The 22,676-nt window shown below is 57.8% G+C and carries 19 protein-coding genes and 1 other RNA gene; 10 read left to right on the top strand and 10 right to left on the bottom strand.

The genetic code is table 11. The features are described 5' to 3' along the window. Positions 1 to 16: 16 nt before the first annotated feature. Entirely contained in the window at positions 17 to 1,066 is a 1,050-nt protein-coding gene (locus HNI00_RS06255) for a mannose-1-phosphate guanylyltransferase (protein ID WP_316791653.1), read from the bottom strand. A gap of 596 nt (positions 1,067 to 1,662) precedes the next feature. Between HNI00_RS06255 and HNI00_RS06250 the strand changes: the two genes are divergently transcribed. From HNI00_RS06250 to HNI00_RS06240, 3 genes are all read left to right on the top strand, one after another. Beyond that, positions 1,663 to 2,949 carry an LCP family protein gene (locus tag HNI00_RS06250; RefSeq protein WP_316791651.1) on the top strand — a complete coding sequence of 429 codons (1,287 nt, stop codon included), beginning with the start codon at positions 1,663 to 1,665 and terminating at the stop codon, positions 2,947 to 2,949. Positions 2,950 to 3,170: 221 nt separating this feature from the next. Then, positions 3,171 to 3,692, top strand: a complete 522-nt coding sequence (locus HNI00_RS06245) for a pentapeptide repeat-containing protein (RefSeq protein ID WP_316791648.1) — start codon at positions 3,171 to 3,173, stop codon at positions 3,690 to 3,692. Between the two features lie 56 nt (positions 3,693 to 3,748). Then, positions 3,749 to 4,042, top strand: a complete 294-nt coding sequence (locus tag HNI00_RS06240; RefSeq protein ID WP_316791646.1) for a hypothetical protein — start codon at positions 3,749 to 3,751, stop codon at positions 4,040 to 4,042. Positions 4,043 to 4,220: 178 nt separating this feature from the next. On the opposite strand, the gene HNI00_RS06235 is transcribed toward HNI00_RS06240, so the two are convergent. After that, positions 4,221 to 4,601 (bottom strand): hypothetical protein, encoded by a 381-nt coding sequence (locus HNI00_RS06235; protein WP_316791644.1) that lies wholly within the window; start codon positions 4,599 to 4,601, stop codon positions 4,221 to 4,223. 252 nt (positions 4,602 to 4,853) lie between these two features. Here HNI00_RS06235 and HNI00_RS06230 point away from each other — a divergent pair, with 252 nt between their 5' ends. Then, complete coding sequence (locus HNI00_RS06230; RefSeq protein WP_316791642.1) at positions 4,854 to 5,309, top strand: DMT family transporter; 456 nt, start codon at positions 4,854 to 4,856, stop codon at positions 5,307 to 5,309. Positions 5,310 to 5,326: 17 nt separating this feature from the next. Here the strand turns inward: HNI00_RS06230 and xseB are convergent, their stop codons facing one another. Then, the gene (gene xseB / locus HNI00_RS06225) at positions 5,327 to 5,569 is read right to left on the bottom strand and encodes an exodeoxyribonuclease VII small subunit (protein ID WP_277773892.1); all 243 of its coding nucleotides are present in this window, start codon (positions 5,567 to 5,569) and stop codon (positions 5,327 to 5,329) included. Positions 5,570 to 5,596: 27 nt separating this feature from the next. After that, on the bottom strand, positions 5,597 to 6,847 hold the full coding sequence (xseA, locus tag HNI00_RS06220; RefSeq protein WP_316791640.1) for an exodeoxyribonuclease VII large subunit: 1,251 nt from the start codon (positions 6,845 to 6,847) through the stop codon (positions 5,597 to 5,599). Positions 6,848 to 7,349: 502 nt separating this feature from the next. On the opposite strand from xseA, the gene recA reads away from it, so the two are divergent. The 3 genes from recA (at position 7,350) to hetR (ending at position 12,322) form a co-directional block, all read left to right on the top strand. Then, the gene (gene recA / locus HNI00_RS06215) at positions 7,350 to 8,462 is read left to right on the top strand and encodes a recombinase RecA (protein ID WP_172358577.1); all 1,113 of its coding nucleotides are present in this window, start codon (positions 7,350 to 7,352) and stop codon (positions 8,460 to 8,462) included. 4 nt (positions 8,463 to 8,466) lie between these two features. Further along, complete coding sequence (locus HNI00_RS06205) at positions 8,467 to 10,335, top strand: FAD-dependent oxidoreductase (RefSeq protein ID WP_420156320.1); 1,869 nt, start codon at positions 8,467 to 8,469, stop codon at positions 10,333 to 10,335. Positions 10,336 to 11,413: 1,078 nt separating this feature from the next. Continuing rightward, positions 11,414 to 12,322, top strand: coding sequence for a heterocyst differentiation master regulator HetR (gene hetR, locus HNI00_RS06200; protein WP_297080704.1), 909 nt, complete (start codon positions 11,414 to 11,416; stop codon positions 12,320 to 12,322). Positions 12,323 to 12,382: 60 nt separating this feature from the next. Here hetR and HNI00_RS06195 read toward each other — a convergent pair whose 3' ends face one another. Together HNI00_RS06195 and HNI00_RS06190 are read right to left on the bottom strand one after the other, a co-directional pair. After that, positions 12,383 to 12,826: an RrF2 family transcriptional regulator gene (locus HNI00_RS06195; protein ID WP_316791631.1), complete on the bottom strand. Its 444-nt coding sequence runs from the start codon at positions 12,824 to 12,826 to the stop codon at positions 12,383 to 12,385. A gap of 32 nt (positions 12,827 to 12,858) precedes the next feature. After that, positions 12,859 to 13,476, bottom strand: a complete 618-nt coding sequence (locus HNI00_RS06190) for a TMEM165/GDT1 family protein (protein ID WP_420156319.1) — start codon at positions 13,474 to 13,476, stop codon at positions 12,859 to 12,861. A 775-nt stretch (positions 13,477 to 14,251) separates the two neighbouring features. Here HNI00_RS06190 and HNI00_RS06185 point away from each other — a divergent pair. Then, a complete protein-coding gene (locus HNI00_RS06185) occupies positions 14,252 to 14,749 on the top strand; it encodes a hypothetical protein (protein ID WP_316791628.1) in 498 nt (165 codons plus the stop codon). A 253-nt stretch (positions 14,750 to 15,002) separates the two neighbouring features. Here HNI00_RS06185 and rnpB read toward each other — a convergent pair. Then, positions 15,003 to 15,483, bottom strand: an RNA gene (gene rnpB, locus HNI00_RS06180) — RNase P RNA component class A. A 47-nt stretch (positions 15,484 to 15,530) separates the two neighbouring features. Between rnpB and HNI00_RS06175 the strand changes: the two genes are divergently transcribed. Both HNI00_RS06175 and HNI00_RS06170 read left to right on the top strand, forming a co-directional pair. After that, positions 15,531 to 15,860 carry a DUF3593 domain-containing protein gene (locus HNI00_RS06175; protein ID WP_297080701.1) on the top strand — a complete coding sequence of 110 codons (330 nt, stop codon included), beginning with the start codon at positions 15,531 to 15,533 and terminating at the stop codon, positions 15,858 to 15,860. 403 nt (positions 15,861 to 16,263) lie between these two features. After that, the gene (locus HNI00_RS06170) at positions 16,264 to 18,255 is read left to right on the top strand and encodes a protein kinase domain-containing protein (RefSeq protein ID WP_420156253.1); all 1,992 of its coding nucleotides are present in this window, start codon (positions 16,264 to 16,266) and stop codon (positions 18,253 to 18,255) included. Between the two features lie 116 nt (positions 18,256 to 18,371). On the opposite strand, the gene HNI00_RS06165 is transcribed toward HNI00_RS06170, so the two are convergent. From HNI00_RS06165 to sir, 3 genes are all read right to left on the bottom strand, one after another. Continuing rightward, complete coding sequence (locus HNI00_RS06165) at positions 18,372 to 19,964, bottom strand: BamA/TamA family outer membrane protein (protein ID WP_316791617.1); 1,593 nt, start codon at positions 19,962 to 19,964, stop codon at positions 18,372 to 18,374. Between the two features lie 129 nt (positions 19,965 to 20,093). Beyond that, a complete protein-coding gene (locus HNI00_RS06160; protein WP_297077230.1) occupies positions 20,094 to 20,300 on the bottom strand; it encodes a hypothetical protein in 207 nt (68 codons plus the stop codon). Between the two features lie 142 nt (positions 20,301 to 20,442). Further along, positions 20,443 to 22,362 (bottom strand): sulfite reductase, ferredoxin dependent, encoded by a 1,920-nt coding sequence (gene sir / locus HNI00_RS06155; protein ID WP_316791613.1) that lies wholly within the window; start codon positions 22,360 to 22,362, stop codon positions 20,443 to 20,445. Positions 22,363 to 22,676: the final 314 nt, after the last annotated feature.

Raw genomic sequence — 22,676 nt, 5'->3', positions numbered from 1 at the left:
GGCCGGCTCTACGGGTCTACAGCAAATGGTGGTACTGCGGATCGTCTTGCAGCGCCTTGAGGACTTGCTTGATTTCCTGGGTGCGGTCTTTTTTCACCACCAGCGTCACTTTGTGATCGCGCACGATCACCGTATCTTCTAGCCCGATGGTGACAATCAGATCTTCGTCGTCGGTGGCATAAAACAGTGCGCCCTGAGTGTCCAGCCCGACGTGACGCGCCAGTTCTACGTTGGGATTGTCGCCCTTTAGCAGCCGCTCAATCGCGTTCCAATCGCCCAGGTCATCCCAGCTAAAGGCGACAGGCAGCACGTAGGCGCGGTCGGTCTTTTCCATCACGGCATAGTCAATGCTCTGCTTGGGCAGCTTGGGATAGGCCGCTGGGCCGTCTTTCATCAGCGGCTGCATCACGTAAGGTGCGTGGGTTTCCAGTTCCGCCAGCATGACCCCCGCCTGAAAGATGAACATGCCGCTGTTCCAGCTAAAGCGGCCGCTGGCGAGGAATGCCTCTGCCGTAGGGCGGTCGGGCTTTTCGGTAAAGCGGCTGACCCGGTAGGCGGCGCAGTCGAGATACGTGCCAGCGGGGTCGCCCTGCTCGATGTAGCCATAGCCCGTGGAGGGGAAGCTCGGCGCAATGCCCAGCGTGGCGATCGCCCCCTGTTCTCGCGCCAGATCTGCCGCAGCCCGCAGCGTTTTGTGAAAGGTGGGCAGGTCGCCAATCCAGTGATCTGCCGGGAAAAAGCCGACGATTGCTTCCTCTCCATAGCGGCGGGCAATTTCTAGCGTCGCCCAGGCCACCGCCGGAGCCGTATCTCGTCCCTCGCTTTCCACCAAGAGGTTCGCGTCTGGCAGGTCGGGCATCTGCTCTCGCACGCCATCGGCCAGGTGCGCTGCTGTGATCACCCACAGCCCGTCCCATCCGCCCGCAAGGTCGAGGAGGCGATCGCCCGTTGCCTGGAGCAAACTTCTGCCGCTGCCGTCGAGACTGAGAAACTGCTTGGGACGCGCCTTGCGGCTGAGGGGCCAAAACCGTTCGCCCTTGCCGCCTGCCAGAATCACTGGAATCATGCTGCTTGCTCCTCCACGTTTATGCCGCTGCGTTTACCCAATCCCGCCCTATCGTACAAAACTTTTCTCCTGCCTAGGGTTCCCAAAACCGCTGACTTTACCGGATTTTCATCTAGAAAGCCAGGAGACTGCTGAGGGCAGCTTTAGGTTAAGGTTGAAGCGGCTTTAGGTTAAGGTCGCTTTGCAAAACCGTCACGCAGCCTACGATGCGATCGCTTGGGGTTTGATAAGGTTATATCCAGCGGAAGAGTAGGTCGTCTTGTCGAGTGACCCAAGGGGATCATATACAAAACGACACATTTGGATAAACTGGTGAAGGACTAGAACTGCTGCTAAGAATTTCACAAGGGGGCATTTCGGAAGCAGCAAAGAGTTTGGATACGAGTTGCAGCCAACGCAGTTACGAGGTGTGAGTCCGAGTGAGACAGTCCAATCCTGAGTCTGAAATTGAGCTTTCTGAACCCGAACAACCTGGTCAAGTCCCCGTAAACTCGCCTTCTCCGCGAGCCTCTGCGGCTGGGGTTTCCCCTAGTTCCTCAAAGCGGGCGATCGCTCCAACTGCCCCGCCAAAGGGACGCAGCGCTTTAAATAGGTTTTTGAACAAGTTTCTGTGGGTTCTGGCCTTTGTCTCTACGGCGACGGTTTCCGCAACGCTGGGGGCAGCGCTGACGATTTTGATGCCAGAAAAGGGCGATCGCGCCTCGCAGAGCGACCTGCGGCAGCGCGTAGGCACGGTACTGGCTAACAGTTTTGGCTATCGAGTAACGCGCCCGGTCAACATTCTGGTCATGGGGGTCGATCACTTTGTAGATGCTCCCGAAGATGCCGAAGATATTGTGCTGGGCGGACGCAGCGATGTCATGCTGCTAGTGCGCGTCGATCCAGTCACCACCACCGCCAGCATCCTGTCCATCCCTCGCGATACACGGGTGGAAATTCCGGGCTATGGTGTTGCCAAAATTAATCACGCGAACCAGGAAGGGGGCGCAGCCCTTGCCGCCCAGACCGTCAGCTACAACCTGGACGGTGTGCCGATCGATCGCTACGTGCGCGTCAGCACGGATTCATTTCGGGCACTGGTCGATCTGCTGGGCGGCATTGAGGTCTACGTTCCCTTCCGAATGGAATACGAAGACGTAACCCAAAAGCTAAAAATTGACTTGGAAGAAGGCCATCAATGGCTAAACGGCGACCAGGCAGAGCAATTTGCCCGCTACCGCAACGATGGGCAGGGGGATATTGGGCGGGTGCAGCGCCAGCAGCAGCTTTTGAGAGCGCTCAAGGATCGATTGGCCAGCCCAACAACCGTAACCAAACTGCCGCAAATTATCGCGCTGATGCAGGAGTATGTCGATACCAACCTGACGTTAGAGGAAATGCTGGCGCTGGGCAACTTTGCGCTGACGATGGAGCGGAGTGACCTGCGGATGGTGATGCTGCCCGGTCGGTTTAGCCGGCCCGACGAGTCGATCGCCAGCTATTGGATCTTGAACCGTCGTGAGCGCGATCGCATCATGCGGGACTATTTCCAGGTGCCAGGGATGGATGTACAGCTAGCCCGCAGCGCCGATCCTAGTTCCCTCCGCATTGCCGTGCAAAATGCCAGCGGCGACGGGCGAGCAACGCGCCGGTTGGTGCGCTATCTGCGCGAGCAGGGGTTCTACAACGTCTACGTCATTCCAGATTGGTCGGTCTGGGAAGGCGAAACCCAGGTAATTGCTCAGCGGGGCGACCTAGAGGGGGCAGCAATCGTGCAGCGATCGCTCGGCGTGGGCGAGGTGGTGTCGGCCTCCATTGGCGATCTGGAATCTGACCTGACGATCCGGATCGGCACCGACTGGGTGGAGCGAGCCGCTAGCGGACAAGAGCATGTTGTGAACTAAGTGCTTGCCCCGTTTTGCCCTGTTTCTAGCCATCCCGCACCAGTCAACTCTCCAGCGAGGGCGGATGCGGTTCCAAAGGAACCATGAGAAGAGGAACCATGAGAAAATAGCGTTGGTAGATCTGTTGACCAACACGTTGGCAAACGCTGCTGACGGACGGTGTAAAACCGTGAAACAACGTGAAACAACGATGCTGCTGCGATGCGTTTGGGTTCGGTGAGATGGTCAAGCATCCTGTGAAATCGGTTGTGGTACGCGGGCTGGGGTTGCTCCTGGCTGTGGGTTTGGCCTGCCTGTGGGTGATGCTGAGCGCAGTTCCGGTGATTGCCGCTGTGGACACAGTGAACTACAACAACGCCGACCTGAAAGGGCAGGACTTTTCGCACACAGACCTGTCCGGCAAGGCGTTCGTCTCCGCAGAGATGCGTGACATCAACCTGGAAGGCTCTGACCTGAGCAACGCTATTCTCACCAAAGCAGTGATGCTGCGGGCTAACCTGCGGGATGCCAACCTGACCGCCGCGCTGGTGGATCGGGTCTTTCTGGTGGGCGCAGACCTGACCAATGCCATTTTGGAAGATGCCACCATGACCCGCACCAGTTTTGAAGACGTGACCGTGACAGGGGCAGACTTTACCAACGCCATCCTCGACCGCTACGAAATTTCCAAGCTGTGCGATCGCGCTGAGGGCATAAACCCGGTGACGGGCGTGGCTACGCGAGACAGTCTGGGCTGTCGCTGAGGCTTGCAAAATCCCCAGTCGAGGCGATAGCATGGTTCAAATGAACTATACCTACCATGCGTGCCCGACTAGAAAACGACCTCCTCTTCCTCCACTGCGACGATGTGCCGCCTTACAAGAAGACGGGGTCGCAGGTGCGAAATACTTACTTTTGGGCGCTAAAGGCGATCGCCGCCCATGCCCCCTATGCCCGCGATTGGGAATTTGACCCGGAGGTGTGGGTCGCTCTGCAACGCCTCTTGCTGTCCTTCGCCGAGTCGGGCTATTTGGGTCTGCGCGAAACCCTGCTGGAGTTTCCACCAAACACCCCGATTCCCGATCCGCTCCGGGCGGTGTCTACGTGGGAGTAGGCGCTCCGGGAGGATTGCTCGACACCAGTCTGGTTGAAAATTTGGGATTTTGGAGTTAGGACTTACGCAGTTGAGCGACTTCTCGCGGGCTGCGCCCGCGAGAAGTCGCTCAAAATCCAGAAAAAGTTTGGATTTTGGAGTGGGTTCAGACCTCTAACTCCTACTTTTTCTCAAACGACTACTTTTTCTTTAGGGTTTGTGACCCTACCAGATTCGGCATTTTAGGCGGCGGGATGGAGGGAAGCACACCGTCTTTCAGCAGCGATTGCGTGGGCGTGGGAACGCTGGAGAGCGTGTGATCAGGCAGCACCGAAACGCGGGGGGTTGCCACAGAGGAAATGACATCACTGCCCAGGATTGAAGTATTGACTGGGGGCGGCGCGGGTGGGGTGCTGCCGGAATAGAGGGTGGTGTTGACGGGCGATCGCAGGCTTGGAAACAGAGCAGGATTCAAAACGGACGTGTCTACCTGAACGTCGCGGTGATCCGAGGGATGCTCCGGCAAACGGCCCAACGCTCCATTAATAGGAGGCGGGACTTGTGAAGGGTCAATGCTCATGGCTTTTTCCTTTTTCAGGATTGGCTGAAACCTAGCATATCGTCCACACGGCACCAGAATTGCACCAGAATTATGTCGATCTGTTGCGGTGCTGCTGTTGCCAGAGAGGCGGCACGGCTGCCCTGCCCAGCGCAGACTCCAGTGGCCTGCGTTATTTTATAGCGATATCAACAATCTTGATGTTAAGATACTTATTGCATTCTTGATGTCAAGTATCTTAGTATCGAGATAAATTGCCAGGGAGCTGCAAATATGAATGGACGCACGATTTTTCTGTTGGCCGCCCTTGCTGGGGGCGCGATTTTGCCTGTTCAAGTCGCAATTAACACGCTGCTGCGTCGATATGTAGGGGAGCCGATGCAGGTGACGTTCATTTCCTACCTGGCGGGGACGCTGGCTTCGCTGGCGATTTGTCTGGTGGCCCGCTACCCCCTCCCTGCGGCGACCTCGCTGGCGCAAACGTCTTGGTGGATGTGGGTGGGCGGCTGCTTGGGCACGCTCTATGTCTGGTCTACGATTTTCACCACACCCCGAATTGGGGCAGCGCTGGCGCTTTCGCTGACTATCGCAGGTCAACTGATTGCTGCGCTGTTTCTGGATCACTATGGGGCACTCGGCCTCACTCGCTATGCCGCCAATCCAACTCGTATCGCGGGTGTGGTGCTGGTGATTTTGGGCGTGTCGCTGGTGTCCTACGTCAAACGGTAGTCGATTTTGGATGTTTCTTAAAAATCCTCATCTTCTTCGTCTCCGGCTCGATCGTCCGTCAGCGTTTCGATCAGCAGCGACATCTGCGCCTGCTGCTGTGCCAAAAACGCATCACACTGGTTCAATTGCTCAACGGCGATCGCAAACTGACTGAACACCGCCGCCAGATCCAGATCGCCTGTCTCAATCTGTTCGATGATGTCTTCAACCTGGGCGATCGCCGTTTCATAGTGCCAATCGGGAGTTTTCTTAGGGGGCATACTTTCTAAATTTTCCTTTTTAACTTTTTACGAGATTGGGGGTTCAGGAGCGGTTTTTGGGAAAACGGCTTTCACTTCGGCAACCAGTTCGCCCTGAGCCAGGGTAATGGTCAACCTGTCGCCTGGGTGGAGGGTTTCAGCAGAGCGGGCGATCGCCCCATTTTCCTGGCGCACCACCGCATAGCCCCGGCGGAGAACAAGGGCCGGGTCGAGGGTTTGCAGGGTTTGGCGCAGGTAAAGCGTATGCTGCTGGGCCTGCTGGAGCCGCTGCTGGGTGCTGCGGATGAGCCGCTGGCGCAGGGACGCAACGACCTGGATACGCTGCTGCACCTGGCGATCGAGCCGCAGTCGGGAAAGGCGATCGCGCAGTCGTGCAACATGCCGCTGCTCCTGCTCAACCCGCTCGGCGGCAACGCGGTAGAGCGCCAAACACCGCTGCTGATGCTCTCCCACCAGATCATCCAAAATGGGAACCGCCGCCTCAGCCGCCGCCGTTGGCGTGTGGGCGCACAGGTCGGCCGCCAAGTCAGCCAGCGACTCGTCCCGCTGATGCCCAATGCCCGTGATCACCGGAATAGAACATTCCGCCACAGCCCGCACCACGCGCTCGTCATTGAAACAGTCCAAATCTTCCGCTGCGCCGCCGCCCCGCGACAGGATCAGTACGTCTGCCCGACCGTCCTGCTCAACCCGACGGATCGCCTGAGCAATCGACGAGGGAGCCAGTTCTCCCTGCACCATTGCAGGCGACAACAACACCCGCAGCCCCGCATAGCGATGAGACAGGGTGCGCTGGATATCGCCCCAGGCGGCGGCTTGCGGCGAAGTGACCACGGCCACCACGCGGGGATGGGGCGGAAGCGGGCGCTTGCGGTCTGGGTCAAACAGTCCCTCCGCCTCTAGCCGATTTCGCAGTTGCCGATGACGGAGCGATCGCAGCCCTTCGCCCGCAGGCAGCACTTGCCAGATCGTCAGTTGATAGCTGCCCCGCGCTGGATACACCTTGATTTGCCCCAGCACAATCACCTGTTCTCCCCGAGCGGGCATCACCGCCAGCCGATCAAGCTGACTATTCCACACCACCGCGTTGATGGCCGCCTGCTCATCCGGATCTTGCAGCGTCAAAAATAAGCCGCTGCGGTGAGGATTCACGCTCGATACTTCGCCCGTTACCCACACCTGCTGAAGCTGCTCATCGTCTTCCAGCAAGGACTGGATGTAGTGGGTCAGCCCCCCGACCGACAGGGCTGTATTGGGATAGCGCAAAGAAGAAGACACAATGAGGCTTGGGGGCTAAGGTTCAAAACTGGGCACACTTGGGTCTAAACGCTGACTCAGCAATAAACTTCACGAGCAGCGACGATCGGCGACTTGGCCGACTAGCAGGGACAAGGTTCTTGTACTAGAATAGTACAGACGTATCTGAATCTTCAAGATTAGCGCATTAAACTTCCAAAGCGTTCTCAGAGGGCGATCGCAAATTGAACCACAATAAATCGAAAAATCGAATCACAATCAATCAAGAAATCAAATTGAGACAGAATCAGATTTAGACTCAAAAGTGGCGTTTCCGAATCCAATGAGAGATTTAAACTAAAGATTCATTAGATTCATGGCTGAGATTGATTCATTCATCTCTGGCTTTCATCTCTGGCTTTGGAACAAGGTGACCCCTTTACAGACTACTTGGTCTTCTAGGCTGTTTGCTTTCATTAACAATTCACTCCTCCTGCTCACTCCTCCCGCATCTGTACCCCTCCTGCATCTAGAAGAGGCCCTAATGGCTAAGGCGACTGACAATAGCAAAGTATCAGAACCCAAAGAATCCAAAGAAAGCGCCGAAAAGCGGAAAGCATTGGACATGGTGATGTCCCAAATCGACCGCAACTTTGGCAAAGGCACGATTATGCGACTGGGGGATGCCAGCCGCATGAAGGTGGAAACCATTCCCACGGGTGCGTTGACGCTCGATCTGGCGCTGGGCGGCGGGCTGCCCAAGGGACGGGTGATTGAGATTTACGGGCCAGAGAGTTCTGGGAAAACCACGCTGGCGCTCCATGCGATCGCCGAAGTGCAGAAATCTGGCGGCACGGCTGCCTTTGTAGATGCCGAACACGCGCTTGATCCGACCTATTCGGCAAACCTGGGCGTGGATATCGACAATCTGCTGGTGTCCCAGCCCGACACAGGCGAGGCAGCGCTCGAAATCGTGGATCAACTGGTGCGCTCCACCGCCATCGATTTGGTCGTGGTGGACTCGGTGGCGGCACTGGTGCCCCGCGCGGAAATCGAGGGCGAAATGGGCGATACTCATGTCGGCTTGCAGGCGCGGCTGATGAGTCAGGCGCTTCGCAAAATTACGGGGAACATTGGCAAAACAGGCTGTAGCGTCATTTTCCTGAACCAGCTCCGGCAAAAAATCGGCATCTCCTACGGCAACCCCGAAACCACCACGGGCGGCAACGCGCTGAAGTTCTACGCCTCGGTGCGACTGGATATTCGCCGGATTCAAACGCTGAAAAAAGGAACCGAAGAATACGGCATCCGCGCCAAGGTCAAGGTCGCCAAAAACAAGGTCGCGCCGCCGTTTCGCGTGGCGGAGTTTGACGTGATTTTCGGGCAGGGCATTTCCACCTACGGCTGTTTGATGGATTTGGCGGAAGAGACTGGCGTGGTGACTCGCAAAGGGGCGTGGTACAGCTACAACGGCGAGAACATTAGCCAAGGCCGCGACAACGCCATCAAATACATGGAGGAAAATCCCGACTTTGCCAAAGAGGTGGATCAGCTAGTGCGGCAAAAGCTGGAGATGGGCGCGGTCGTGTCTGCGAACTCGGTTGCGCCGCCGGACGCGGACGATGAAGACTACGACGAGCTAGAAGACGAGGAATAGCAGTCTGGATAGTCTGACCACAGATGTTTTAGTCGTTGGCGGCGGCACGGGCGGCACAGCGGCAGCGATCCAGGCGGCGCGGCGCGGTGCGTCGGTGGTGCTGGTGAGTGAGTTCTCTTGGCTGGGGGGAATGCTCACGAGTGCGGGCGTTAGCGCTCCCGATGGCAACGAACTGCGATCGCTCCAGACTGGACTCTGGGGCGCATTTTTGAGATCGCTCTCGGCGCGTCAGCCCGGTGGACTGGATCACGCCTGGGTCAGCTTCTTTACCTATGATCCAGGCGTTGGGGCGGCAATTTTTGCCGAGTGGGTGCAGGCGCTCCCCAATCTGCGCTGGATCACAGGGCAAACGCCGCTGGCGGTGCTGCGCGAGGGCGATCGCATTACCGGCGTGCGCTTTCAGGAGTTCACCATCCACGCGCAGATCACCCTCGACGGCACGGAACTCGGCGACCTGCTGGCGCTGGGCGACGTGCCCTACCGCTGGGGTTGGGAGTTTCAGCCAGCGTGGAACGAGCCGAGCGCTCCGGTTCAGCCGACCCCGATGACGGAGCAATATCCTGTGCAAGCGCCCACCTGGGTCGTGGTGCTGCAAGATTTTGGCGACGCGGAGGCTCCCGAAATTCCGCCCCCACCAGACTATGACCCGACCTGTTTTGAGGGCGCGTGGGACGGCTATGGGCCGGAGAAATTTCTCAACTATGGGCGACTGCCGGGCGATCGCTTCATGATTAACTGGCCCCATCACGGCAATGACTATGGGCACAACTTGAACCGCTTGGTGCAGTCTGCGGAGACGCGGCGCGAGTTTACTCAGGCAGCCCGCCACCACGCCCAAGGCTTTGCCCGCTTTATCCAGACCGAACTGGGGCGACGCTATGGGCTGGCGAGCAAGACTTTTCCGGCAGCCCCACGCAGCATGGGCAGCAGTGCCTTTGCGCTGCATCCCTACTACCGCGAGAGTCGGCGACTCCGGGGGCGATCGCTCGTCAAGGAGCCAGAGATTCTGCCGCTGCCTGGGGGACAGGTGGCCGCGCTGCCCGTGAATGCGCGGGGCGAACCAGCGGCGATCGCCCTCGGCAACTATCCCAACGATCACCACTATCCCGGCTACGAGTTTCCGCTGCATCCGAAGTCGCTGCGCTGGGGCGGCCGCTGGACAGGGACGCTGTTTTCCCTGCCCTACGATTGCCTGGTGCCAGACACGGTTGAAGGTTTTTTGGTATGCGAGAAGAATATCTCCGTATCGCACATTGCCAATGGCGCAACCCGGCTACAGCCCGTCGTGCTGGGGCTGGGCCAGGCAGCGGGCATGGCGGCCGCGCTGTGCATCGAGCGAGGCTGCTCCCCCCACAACCTGCCCGTGCGCGAGTTGCAAGAGGCGCTGCTGACCGATCCTGCGGCTCCGGCTGCCGTGGTGCCGCTGTTTAACCTGCCGCCAGATCATCCCGACTGGCTGCACTGGCAGCGCCATTACCTGGATCATCCCGACCAGTATCCGGCGGATGGCAATGTGCCAGGGCGATCGCCCGTGGTGGGTGCCGAAGCGCGATCGCCCCAGTCCAGTTTGTCCGACTCGTCCGCCGTGCGGGGGCTGATTCATCCCGTCGCGCCGCAGTCCTATACGCTGACGCTCACGGAAGGGGCGATCGCCTCCCTGCGGACGGCCCAAGCCCCACACGGCACTCCCTCCGCCGCTGTGTCGTTAACATTAGTGACACTAGATGCAGATATAGACGCGCAGCTTCGGCAACTCCAGACGCCACAGTGGGCCAGTCTTTCGGGGAAAGTGAATTGCTCAGGCGGCTGGTTTCTAGCAGAAAACGTAACTCTTTTATCGAGTTTTCCTGATCAGTTTGAGGAGTCTCCGTAACAGAGAGTAGAAACCTTTACACGGATGCTCTCATGCTGACTGCCAACTTATTAATCCTGTTTGTTGCGCTGCCAGCGCTCGTTAGCACTCTGGCTGATGCAAATCTAACCTCGACTTCCTTCTCTCGGTCGGTTTATGGCCAAATGGCGACGAGCACTACGCCCCCTGCTGGCGATCAGTTCCACCGAGGCAGCGGACGTTGCACGACGACTTGCTCCTGATCAGCCCTGCCTTGCTTGCCGCTAGAAACTTGAGAAGCCTCACCTGCTCACGCAATCGTTTAAGCAACCGAATCGCCCGAAAACTGAATCCTGAACACTGAATTGCCCGAAAACTGAATATCTGAACTATAGCGATATCGCATTACTTCCTGCCAACCTCTACCGCACCAGTATCTGACCAGCACCCCAGCCAATTTCCTGATGGCTCGTGGCAAAAATTCCGCCAAAACTCGGCAAATATCCGGCAAATATCCGGCAAATATCCGGCAAATGCCCGGTGAATCGCTCAGGAAACGCCTGGTATAACAGAACGAGGTTTGTTCGCCCAAACGCAGTTCGTCAAATCAGCAGTTTGTCAAATCGGCAGAAATCATTCTCCTGTGCAAAACGTTCCGATTAGCAACCGTCTATAAGCCCTGAAACTGCGGTTTCCAAGTTTACGAAGCGAAAGTTCGCCGATTTGCCCCAAAAGTTTGACCCAGGCTCAGCCGGGATTGGGCGATCGCCAGACCGTTTGACCAGACCGTTTGACCAGACCGTTTGAAGGGAGATCTGCCGCCTGTCTGATTCCACCTGTCTAATTCCACCTGTCTGATTCCACCTGTCTGATTGACGAATCTGCTGTTCGCAGGGAGACCTGTGGAGCGGCGATCGCCACCCGCTTGCAAGATTGCCTGCACGACTTGCAAACCTTGCAGCCTCCAGCCTTAGACCCGCTAAAGCTCTGTTCAGAATTTGGCGATATGGTTTAAGCTAGGGGTATTTTCGGAAGGATTGTACGTTGCCAATCGTACAGTCTGCAATCATTCTGATACTCACTCTGATACCCACTTATTGCAACGGCTCTTCCTAACAAGATGACTACTGATTTGGATCTGATCAAGCGCCTGAGTCCGAGTGCGATGGATCAGATCATGCTCTACCTGGCATTTAGCGCAATGCGGACGGGCGGACATCGCCACGGTGCATTTCTAGACGCAGCGGCCACCGCCGCCAAGTGCGCGATTTATATGACCTACCTAGAGCAGGATCAAAACCTGCGGATGACGGGGCATTTGCACCACATCGAACCCAAGCGGGTGAAGGTTATTGTCGAAGAGGTGCGTCAGGCCCTCACCGAAGGCAAGCTGCTGAAGATGCTGGGTTCTCAGGAGCCGCGCTACCTGATCCAGTTGCCCTACGTGTGGATGGAGCAGTTTCCCTGGCAACCAGGGCGATCGCGCATTGCAGGCAGCAGCCTGACGATGGAAGAAAAGCGCCAGATCGAAGAGAAACTGCCGCCCAACCTGCCCGACGCGCAGTTGATCAACTCGTTCCAGTTCATGGACATCATCGAGTTTCTGCACGAGCGATCGCAGGAAGACCTGCCCGAAGACCGCCGCCTGCCCATGAGCGAAGCGCTGTCTGAGCATATCAAGCGCCGCCTGCTCTACTCCGGTACGGTGACGCGGGTAGATTCGCCGTGGGGAATGCCGTTCTACGCGCTTACCCGCGCCTTCTATTCGCCGGCCGACCGCGAAGAGCGCACCTACATCATGGTGGAGGACACTGCCCGCTACTTCCGCCTGATGCGCGACTGGGCGGAGTATCAGCCCCGCGTCTTGCGAGTGTTGGAAGAGTTGGACATTCCCGAAGACCGCATTGAAGACGCGCTGACCGATCTGGATCAGGTGCTGCGGGAATGGGGCGATCGCTACCACAAAGAGGGCGGTGTCCCCTTCGTCGTGCAAATGGCCGTCGGCCCCAAGGACGAAGAGGAATCGTAAGGTTTCCCAACAGTTTTTCGGCGGTTTTCCGACAGTCTTCGGCAGTTTTTCAGCCGTTTTTCAGACGATAAAGTGGGGTGTTTCCCCCTGCGTTGCTTGGCGGCTCTTGGCATCGAAATAGAGGTCTTCGAGGGAGATGCTGTGTAGGGCATCGCGCAGTTTGTCGTGCAGGCGATGCCAGAGCGTCAGCGTCACCCAGTCTTCGGCCTGGTCGGTGTCGGGGCTATGGCGCGGCAGCGGATCGACCTGTTCGCCGACGGCTTCCAGGATTTGCCCCAGCGAAATTTGGGCGGGCGGCCGCGCCAGTTGATAGCCACCCTGCACACCGCGCACAGATTTCACCAATCCCGCCTGACGCATCTCGATCAGCAGCTTTTCCAAATAGGGTGCCGGAAGCTGTTGCCGAGTGGCGATCGCCCGCACCGAGGCCGGCCCGCCGCCGGGTTGCAGGGCCAGATCCAGCAAGGCTTTGACGCTGTAGTGTCCGCGAGTGGTGAGCTTCATGCAGAAATCGGGGATTCAGAGCAGGGCAGGGGCTACACGCCGTTTGCTGTGGCGATCGCCGCGAAGACTAGGAACAGCGCACCACCAAGCAGAGTCAGCGTTTTTTCCGACAGGCGACCTGCGATCAGCCGGCCCCCAATGACGGCGATCGCCGCGCAGATGGCGTGCCCCAAAATTGCGCCCACCGATACCCCGATGGGATTTTTGGCCGCCGCCAGACCGATAGTGGCAATTTGCGTGCGATCGCCCCATTCTGCCAGAAACGTCAGCCCAAAGGCCTGCAAAACCACCGCCAGACTGGTCGGCCGCTTGACGAGCACCTGTTCCGACTGCGTGATGGTTTCCATCGCCTCTTCGCAGGCCTCGGCGCAGGGTTCGTCGGCCATGCGCCACCCCTTGAGCAAAAGCTGGCTGCCAAACGCTAGGAACAGCGCAATTTCAGCGTAATGCACAACAGTAGGGGAAAACAGCGACACCACTCGCCCCATCATCACCGAAATCAGCGTCATCGCCGCCAGCGCACTCACTACGCCAATGAAGACGAGCGATCGCCGATGTCGCGTTGCCAAGATCACGCCGATGAAAAACGTCTTGTCGCCCAGTTCTGAAACCGTAATCAGCAGCAGCCCTGCCACAAACGCTTCAAACAAACTGGGCTGATATAGCTGATGTAAAAAACCTGCTCCGCTCATGTTCTTGTCTCTCCTCAGGATCAGCAGCAAAACCTGAGTGGACTCGATGAGAGGCAGCACGCTCCACCAAGCCCACTCAACGTGTGGACTTAGTGAAGGTCTCACTGAATGCTTGGCAGGCGCTTTCCGCAAAAGCCAAGGGCATCACCTGAACCAGGGTCATCCCCAGTGTGTTGATTCAGGTTCCCGGAACGCGCCGGGTAGCTACTCCCCTTCAGTCAATTAGCATTATCGCATGGTTTACCAAAAATCCGATGTAGCGCCGCAAATCCTCAAAAAATTGGGGCAGATGCTATAGCATTTTTTTGCAGGGTAAAGGACGCGCTGTCCTGAAAAGACGAAGGTTTCGCAGCCTGCTGCGTACTTCATTAGCTTCAAAAATGCTGTATGTTGCTCAGCATGGAGGGTGCCGTTGAATCGACTGCTTCAGCCTGAGAGAATGTTTGAAAAGTCCTACTGTTTGTAGCAAAGCGTGCAAGATCCCCCTAAATCCCCCTTAAAAAGGGGGACTCTAAGGCAGTTTCCCCCCTTTTTAAGGGGGGCTAGGGGGGATCTCTGAGTGCCTAACATTACAGACGATACCTTTTCAAACACCCCCTGAAACGCTGAGTTCACAAACTTCAGCAAAACCCAGCAGAAACTAGCAGAATTAAATTTTTAATCAGGACTTCAAAACTCTATGAAATTGAGCATGACCTCGACCCAGAGCCAGAACGCAAACCCAAGCTTGAACATGACCTTGAACCAAGCCTTGAAATTAATGCTGGGAAGCGCGATCGCCCTCGTTGGAGCGATTGGGCTGACGCTGGATGCCCCGGCCCAGGCTCAGACAGCAACAGCCCTCGCACCAGAGGCGATTCCCGTAGGCAGCGCTTCGCGAATTGCCCAAATCAGCGAAGAGCGGGTCGGCCGCGTCAACCCAGCGCGTCCCATCCGGATTGAAATCATCAACGGCGGTCGAGCTACCATTGCCGCCGCCCTGACGCAGCCCGCCTCCGCCGAGCGGCAAATCGCCCCCAACAGCCAGACCGCCTTTGGCACTACGACAACCAGCTTTCTGCCGCTGCCGATTAATCTGCTAGTCTATCCGCTGGGCACAAATATTGGGCTGAGCGTAGATGTGCTGGTGGAAGGTAACGTGATTCAGGTGATCGTCAGCGAACAGCTTTCGGACGATTCGGGCACCATTAACCTGTCGGTTGACGAAAACGGCACCGTGCTGCTGATTTAAGTCTGAGCCAATGACCGTGCTGCTGCGACAGTGGGTGTGTTGCGAGTGTTTGTCGCGGCTGAAGGCGACGATTTAGGGGGCGATCGCCGCTCTAGCAGACTGTAAGACCTGGCAAACTGCGGGTCTTTTAGCCAGAAGGGCGATCGCCCCCAAACTCAGGAATTAAGCAGTTAGAGAATTTCTTGCGGGCGCAAGAAATTCTCTAAAATCCAGAAAACTGATCGCAAGTGCGTAAGCCCTGTTAGAGAAAATGGGAGGGAAGAGGCGGACATAAGCCGGGTTCTGTTCTCGCACTGGCAAGCCAGCCGAGGGCAGTTATCTATCTGGGATGCCTGTCGCCAGACACCTCTAGCGGATTGGCAGATGCAGCATACACTGCACCTCGGAGCCGGTAAAAGACCAACCGTTGCTCCTTCGACCTTGCTCCCGACCGGGGTTTACCGAGCCAGCGCCTCTCGACGCTGCTGGTGCGCTCTTACCGCACCTTTGCACCCTTACCCAGGGTTGGGATCTTGATTTTAGATTTTGGATTTAGGACTTAGGATTGTCTCCAAAATCGCCAATCGCCAATCTCAAATCGCCTGGGCGGTATGTTTCTGTGGCACTATCCTCACGCTCACGCGCACTTGGCGTTACCAAGCAGGTCTGGTCTTTCGGGAGCCCGGACTTTCCTCAGATGCCACCAGAGTCGCAACTGCAACTCCTCAACATCCGCAACCGCCGTCGCCTCCTCTTCCCGATCTCCAGTCTAGTTTGCAAAACTCCCACCCTGCTCTCTGCAATGTTTTCCAAAGAAACCCTCTTTGCCCTCTCTCTCTTTCCCTACCTCGGCTTTTTGTGGTTTTTGACAAAGGCAGGCAATACGCCCCGACTGGCGCTGGTGGGGTTTTATATGACGCTGGTGTTTGTGGCGGTGACGATTCCGGCGGGGATTTATGCGGAGCGGGTGGTGGGCGAGTCGCTGGCCAATGTGGACTGGCTACACGGCAGCGCAGAGGCGTTTTTGACCCTGGCGAATGTGCTGGTGGTGTTGGGCTTTCGGCAGGGCATTGTGCAGCGGCGATCGCCCAATCCGGGGCAAGATTCCTCAGCCCACGTCCCGAAATCCTAACCAAATTTTTCCGTTCGGCGGGCTTGGGGTTAGCATTAGCGAAGGGTGTTGCTTTGAAGCGTGAACGGAGCGCGATCGCCAGACTGTTCTTTGCTGCCGCACTGGACTAAACGAAACCAAACGAAACCAAACAATCTATCTTGAGCAGGAAGGCGCGGGTATTGCTGCTCATGCCTAAGCTCTATGTCTAAGGGCTTTATGTCTAAGGGCTTTATGTCTAAAAGCTTTATGTCTAAAGCATCTAAAGCTGTTTGACGAGCTTTTTGACGGTGGGGTTTCAGCCAGCAATACCAGCCGGGTCAGGGAATCGAGGAAATCTCTGGAGGCAGCGGAGTCGTTGTCTTGTTCGCTCCGTTCCGATCCGGGGGACAATGAACCATACGAGCCTCAGTGCGCTACCACCATGACTTGTTGCCTAAACCCCAAGTGTAAAAGCCCCCAAAACCCTGACGATGCAAAGATGTGTCAGAGTTGTGGAGCCACGCTAACGCCACTCCTGCGGGGACGATATCGACCCCAGCACCCCATCGGCCAGGGTGGATTTGGGCGCACCTATCTGGCGCTGGATGAGGATCGCTTGGGGACGCGCTGCGTGGTGAAGCAGTTTTCGCCGCAGGTGCAGGGCACAAAGTCGCTAGAAAAAGCGGTGCGGCTGTTTAACCAGGAGGCAGTGCGGCTGGATGAGCTGGGCGAGCATCCACAAATTCCCACGCTGCTGGCCTATTTTGAGCAGGACAACTACCTCTATCTGGTGCAGCAGTTTGTCGAGGGGCAGAGCCTGCTCCAGGAAATGCGGCAGACCGGGGCGTTTGGAGAGCGCCAGATTCGAGAGGTGCTGGCGGATATTCTGCCGGTGCTGCGGTTTGTGCATCAGCGCCAGGTGATCCATCGCGACATTACGCCGACCAATATCCTGCGGCGACAGGGCGATCGCCGTCTGGTGCTGATCGACTTCGGCGTAGCCAAGCAGCTTGGCGATGCGCCCGTCGCCACGGGAACCCGCATCGGCACAGAGGGCTATGCGCCGATCGAGCAGTTTCGCAGCGGTCGCGCCTATCCCGCCAGCGACCTCTACAGCCTGGGGGCGACCTGCATTCACCTGATGACGCAGGTGCGGCCAGATAATCTCTATGACCCGCTGGAGGGTCGCTGGACCTGGCGAGAATACCTGGCAGAAAAGGGCACGCTGGTCAGCGATCAACTGGCGCACATGCTCAACCAAATGCTGAAGGATCTGGTGTCGGAGCGCTACCAGTCGGCCGATGAGGTGATGCGCGATTTGAATGCCGACTATTTCTTGCCGACGAGCCGACCGGGGCGATCGCCCGCTCCTCAGACTGCTCCCCAGCCCTCTGACGCTCCGTCACCCCGTGCGGCAGCTTCACCCCAGGCGGCCGCCCCCCAGCGAGCCGCGTCTCCGGTCGCCTCGCCCGCCCGCCCGTCCAATCCACCCACCTCTGCGCCGCCCACCTCGCGCCCGCCGCTGGTACGCCCGACAGTGCCGCAAATCTCTGGCTGGCGCTGTATTCATACTCTGGTGGGGCATGGCTCCTGGGTAACGAGCGTGGCAGTGGACGAAGCGGGGTCGGTCGTGGTCAGCGGCAGCCTAGACGACACGGTAAAAGTGTGGAACCTAACCCAGGGCAACCTGCTGTTTAACCTGGCGGGCCATAGCCGCGATGTCAACGCCGTAGCCGTCAGCCCCGACGGGCGCACCTTGCTGAGCGCGGGCGACGACTGTTTGATTAAAGCCTGGTATTTGCCCACGGGTGCGCCCCTGCGAAACTTATCCGGCCACAGCCGCGATGTGAATGCCCTAGCCATTAGCCCCGATGGGCGGCTGCTGATCAGCGGCGGCGAAGACCGGACGATTCGCCTGTGGAGCCTGGCCAATGGCGCGGTGGTCAAGGTGCTGCCGGGGGTGCTGAGCATGATCAAGGCGATCGCCATCGGTCGCGATGGGCGCACCTTTGCCAGCGGCGGGCTAGACAACAAGGTGCGGATCTGGAGCCTGCAAACGGGCGAACAGCTTCGCCTGCTGTCGGGCCACGTCAGCGCGGTGAATGCCCTCGCCTTCCACCCCGACAACCTGACGCTGGCCAGCGGCAGCCGCGACAAGAGCGTCAAGATCTGGAATCTGCAAACCAGCGAACTGCTGCACAACCTCACCGACCACACCCGCGAGGTGAATGCCCTGGCGTTCAGTCCCGACGGCAAGATTCTCTTTAGCGGCAGCAGCGATGCCACGATCAAGCTGTGGGATGTGGCCAGCGGGCGGCTGATCGATACCCTAGTGGGGCATGGCGATAGCGTGAATGCGATCGCCCTCAGCGGCAACGGTCGCTATCTCGCCAGCGGCAGTTCAGACAACACGGTGCGGGTGTGGCAGCATTGAGGGAAGAGGGAAGAGGGAAGAACGAAGAAGGAAGAACGAAAAACGAAACTTCACGAAAAACGAAACTTCTTCGTTCTTCGTTTTTCTTTTTTCGTTTTTTCTTTTTCCGTCATGGGCTAGAAGCGATCGCCAAAGGTGGCAATCAGCCTGCTCTCGCCCGTGTCGGTAAAGCCAAACTCTAGCCGACCAAAGCCCAGCGGCGTGCGGGCTTGCAACCCTGCCCCAAAGCCAAAACCCTCGCCGGGCTTGTCGCGGGCGATGGCGGGTTCGCCGATCACGTCATCGGCCGTGCCCAGGTCATTGGCGTAGTCGATGAACAGGATACCGCGCAGGTCGATATCGCGGTTAAACAGGTTCAACCGGGCAACCGGAAAGCGATATTCCGCAGTGGCTTGGATAAAACTGCTGCTGGTGCTGATGCCGCCGCCCGAAAAGCCCCGCACCGAGTTGTTGCCGCCCAGGTTAAAGCCAATGTAGGGCGGCACATCGCCCAGGGTTGTGCCCGCCTGCACGTTTAACACCAGCGTCCGAGGCCCCCGATCAAAGCCGAACAGATTCAACGGCAGGTAGTGGGTATAGGAGCCAGTGAACCGGGTAAAGGCATCGTCCGTGTCGATCAGAAAACCCTGGCTTGCCCCAAACCGCAGCAGAGAGCCTTCGGTAGAATAGGCTCCGTCGTTGCGGCGATCGACCGCTGCCACAAAGTCCACGCTGACTAGGTCATCAATCCCGTTATTTTCTACGGTGAAGCGATTGCCGTTCTCATCTCTGGGGAAAATATTGTCTGAAAAGAAATCGTCGCGCACCGACACCCGCTGATAGGTCACGCCTAGCGCCGACTCGATTTCATTGCCAATGGAAAAGGTGTATTCCACGCCGCCGCCCAGTCGGTGAATCCAGGGCGTATCGCCTGTGGGCAGGTCTACGTCGCGATCGCCCCCTTTGAACGCGCCCAAGTGCGATCGCTGGCTAAACACATTCGCGCCAAAGTTGCCGAACACCACGCCCAAGTCGGCTCCCAGCGCCGTAGTGCCGCCCACCACCGCTAGGTGAATGTAGCTGTCTGCGCTGAGGGGTTGTCGCAGGCTGGCCACCGCTGACAGCCCCGTGCTTTGGATCGTCGTCCGCACTACGCGCCGCCGCAGGGAGCTTTGCAGAGCCGTGGGATCGGGCAGATCGCTCGCAAGCTGAAAGCGGAGCGCATTGCCCTGCTCAAAGTCGTATAGGGCAGGAATTTGGGCGATCGCCTCCGAATCTAGCGCGGTCAGAGACGACTGCTGCTGAGCGGGCACAAGGACGGGCACTTCAACCCCATCCGGTGCATTTCGGGGGGAAAACGTCGGCTCGACCTCCAGCGTCTCTTCGACCCACAAATCCTCAGCGCGGGTCGAAGCGTCTAGCGTGGGCGCGACGACGGTTTCTGGCTCCGGCGCAGACGGCTGAACACCAGACAGACCCCGCCCCTGGCTGCGCGTCGCCTCTGCTTCAAGCTGCTCTAGCGATTCGGGCAGTCGCCTTGCCTGGGCCAGCAGTGCAAGTCCTGCAACATCGGCTCCGTCCTGCTGGGGATGAAGCGTATCCTGATGAGTTTTCAAGAGTTCTGGAGTTGCCTGGACAGACAGCGCAGACATCAACACCACGCTGATCGTTCCTGCGATCTTCGTCAGCACGCTCAGCGACATCACAGGCAAATGGTAGAGCCGTTGCATGGATTTTATCTCCTCACATAAAATTATGAACCCTGCGCCGCCTTTTGTCCTTGGTAAGCCGTCAGTAACAGTAAATTGTCAGTAAACCGTTAGCAAACCGTCAGCAAACTATCAGTGAACTGTCCTCAGTCACCAAGCAGGATAGCGGGTAGACGGACTCGCTGAAATCAGCGCAATCAACGGTGCTGACCTCATCAAGAAATACATCATCTGGTAATAAAACAGCCGCACCCCAGGCGAATCGGCAAACCCTCGCTGAATCGCCTGGAAGCTGTCCCAGCTTACGCCCGTCTGGACGAATCGCTGCTCGGTGGAAGGGGATAGAGCTTGGGTCATGGCAACAGTCCCAAAGATTCGGTCTAACTTGCCCAGAGTGCTTGCCCAGAGTGCTTGCCCAGAGTGCTTGCCCAGAGTGCTTGCCCAGAGCGCTTGCCCAGAGTGCTTGCCCAGAGTGCTTGCCCAGCGCGTTGACCTGCGGCTAGCGACCAAACTGCTTCAGGTATTCCTCTAGCGCCTGGGTGGTGATGTCGGTCATGGAGAGGCCCTGGTCAGTGGCGATCGCCTTCAGCTTTTCATACACCTCATCGCGGATGCCGATGCGGTAGCGGGCCTTGCCGGGGCGGGCGGGTTTGGCGACCTGGCCAGGCTTGTACGTCGCTGCAAACTGACGCAAGGCCTCCAGACCAACGCGATGGGCAAAATCCCCAAAGCTCTCGTTGGCGTTGCGCTTTTGTTTGAAAAAGACGAACAGCGGCTCCAGCGTTTTTTCCAGGTCTTGAATCGGCATCTTGTCCATATAGACCAGGCCAAGGCGAGTCTGGTGCGGATCGGCTCCCAGCCAAAGCTGATAGGCATCGGGCGCTTGTCCAACAAAGCCAATTTCCGCCAGGTAGGGGCGAGCGCAGCCATTGGGGCAGCCCGTCATCCGCACGACGAAATGCTCATCGGGCAGGCCCACGCGATCCAGCAGGGTGCGAATCCGCTCCAGCACGGTGGGCAGGGCGCGTTCAGATTCGGCGATCGCCAGCCCGCAGGTGGGCAACGCCGGACAGGCCATGGAATAACGCACCAGCGTATCGATGTCGGTTTCTGCCTGAATGCCGCAGCGGGTCAGGATGGCTTGAATTTTGGGGCGATCGCCCGGTGCGATGTCGTGCAGCAGAATGTTCTGATGCGGGGTCAGGCGCATGGGCAGCGCGAAGGTTTGCTCAATCTCGCGCAGAGCAGTTTTAAGCTGAAACGCGCCCTCATCCTTGACGCGGCCATTTTCCACCGAAATGCCCAAAAACAGTTTTCCGTCGCCCTGCTCATGCCAGCCCAGAAAATCCTTATATTCAAACGGCGGCAGAGGCTTCAGCGGTTGCAGCGGCTTGCCCAGATAGCTCTCCACCATGCTGCGAAACTTATCCACGCCCCAATCGTGAATCAGATACTTCATGCGGGCGTGGCGGCGCTCAGCGCGATCGCCGTAGTCCCGCTGCGTCGCCACGATCGCCTTCACCGCATCGTAAATATCAGCTTTATCGACATAGCCAATCGGGTCAGCCACCCGCGCAAAAGTTTCCTCCTTGTTGTGCGTCCGCCCTAGCCCGCCGCCCGCGTAAATGTTGAAGCCCTCCAAGTTACCCTGGTCGTCAGTCATCACCACCAGCCCCAGGTCTTGGGAAAACAGATCGACTGAGTTGTCGCCAGGAACGGTCACGCAGGCTTTGAACTTGCGGGGCATGTACTGCGTACCGTAGATCGGCTCTTCGTGGTCGTGAAAGATGGTGCGGTTGCCGTTGCGCTGGCGGGCCGCCACCACGTCGGGATGCTCCTCAGCGGAAATTACCTTTTCGCCATCCAGCCAAATTTCGTAATAGGCTCCCGTCTGCGGCGTGAGCAAATCAGCAATGTTGTTTGCATACTCCCACGCCAGCGCGTATTCGGGGCGATCCTTGAACGGGGCGGGTGGGGCCATAACGTTGCGATTCAGGTCGCCGCAAGCCCCAAGCGTAGACCCCAGATTGCGGACAATGGTGGCCATCACCGTTTTCAGGTTCTTTTTAAGAATGCCGTGAATCTGGAAGCCTTGCCGCGTTGTCGCCCGCAGCGTGTGGTTGCCATACTGCTCCGAGAGCGTGTCCAGCGCCAGATAAAGCTGGGCAGGAATAATGCCGCCAGGGCTGCGCGTCCGCAGCATAAACTGATAGTCTTTCTCCTGACCTTTGACCCGGTTGTCGCGGTTGTCTTGCTGATAGGAGCCGTGAAACTTGAGGATCTGCACCGCATCTTCGGTGAAGTGGGTGGTGTCTTGCCGCAGCTCGGTGGCGACGGGTTCCCTCAGCCCGTGGCTGCGCTCTTTGATGCCTTCGACCTTGGAAACTTTGGGAGCGGCGGGTGTGGAAGTAGGAGACATAGACTGGCTGGAGAATGGCGGGTAAACAGGATCGGCGCGATCGCCAAGGAATTTCGACGCACAGTTTAGAGCTTAACGCTAGGTGGGATGCCCTTGGCGAATATTCCCGGTATCCCGATAGGAATTAAGCCCTATTAATATCTTAAGTCTTATCATCTCATCTCCCACATTTCCAGGCAGAAAAGCAGGGAAAGTCTTCAGATCTTTTGTTCAGACTACAGTTCAGATCACAGTTTTGCAGCGTTTTGTAGCCAAGCTTACAACTTACAAGCTGCTTTTCTGATCGGTCAAAAGCCTTACCACGACTAGACCCT

The sequence above is a fragment of the Thermoleptolyngbya oregonensis NK1-22 genome, assembly GCF_032705245.1.
GTDB lineage: Bacteria > Cyanobacteriota > Cyanobacteriia > Elainellales > Elainellaceae > Thermoleptolyngbya > Thermoleptolyngbya sichuanensis.
The sequence above is the reverse complement of the archived record's forward strand: the minus strand, read 5'-3'. Positions and strand labels throughout refer to the sequence as shown.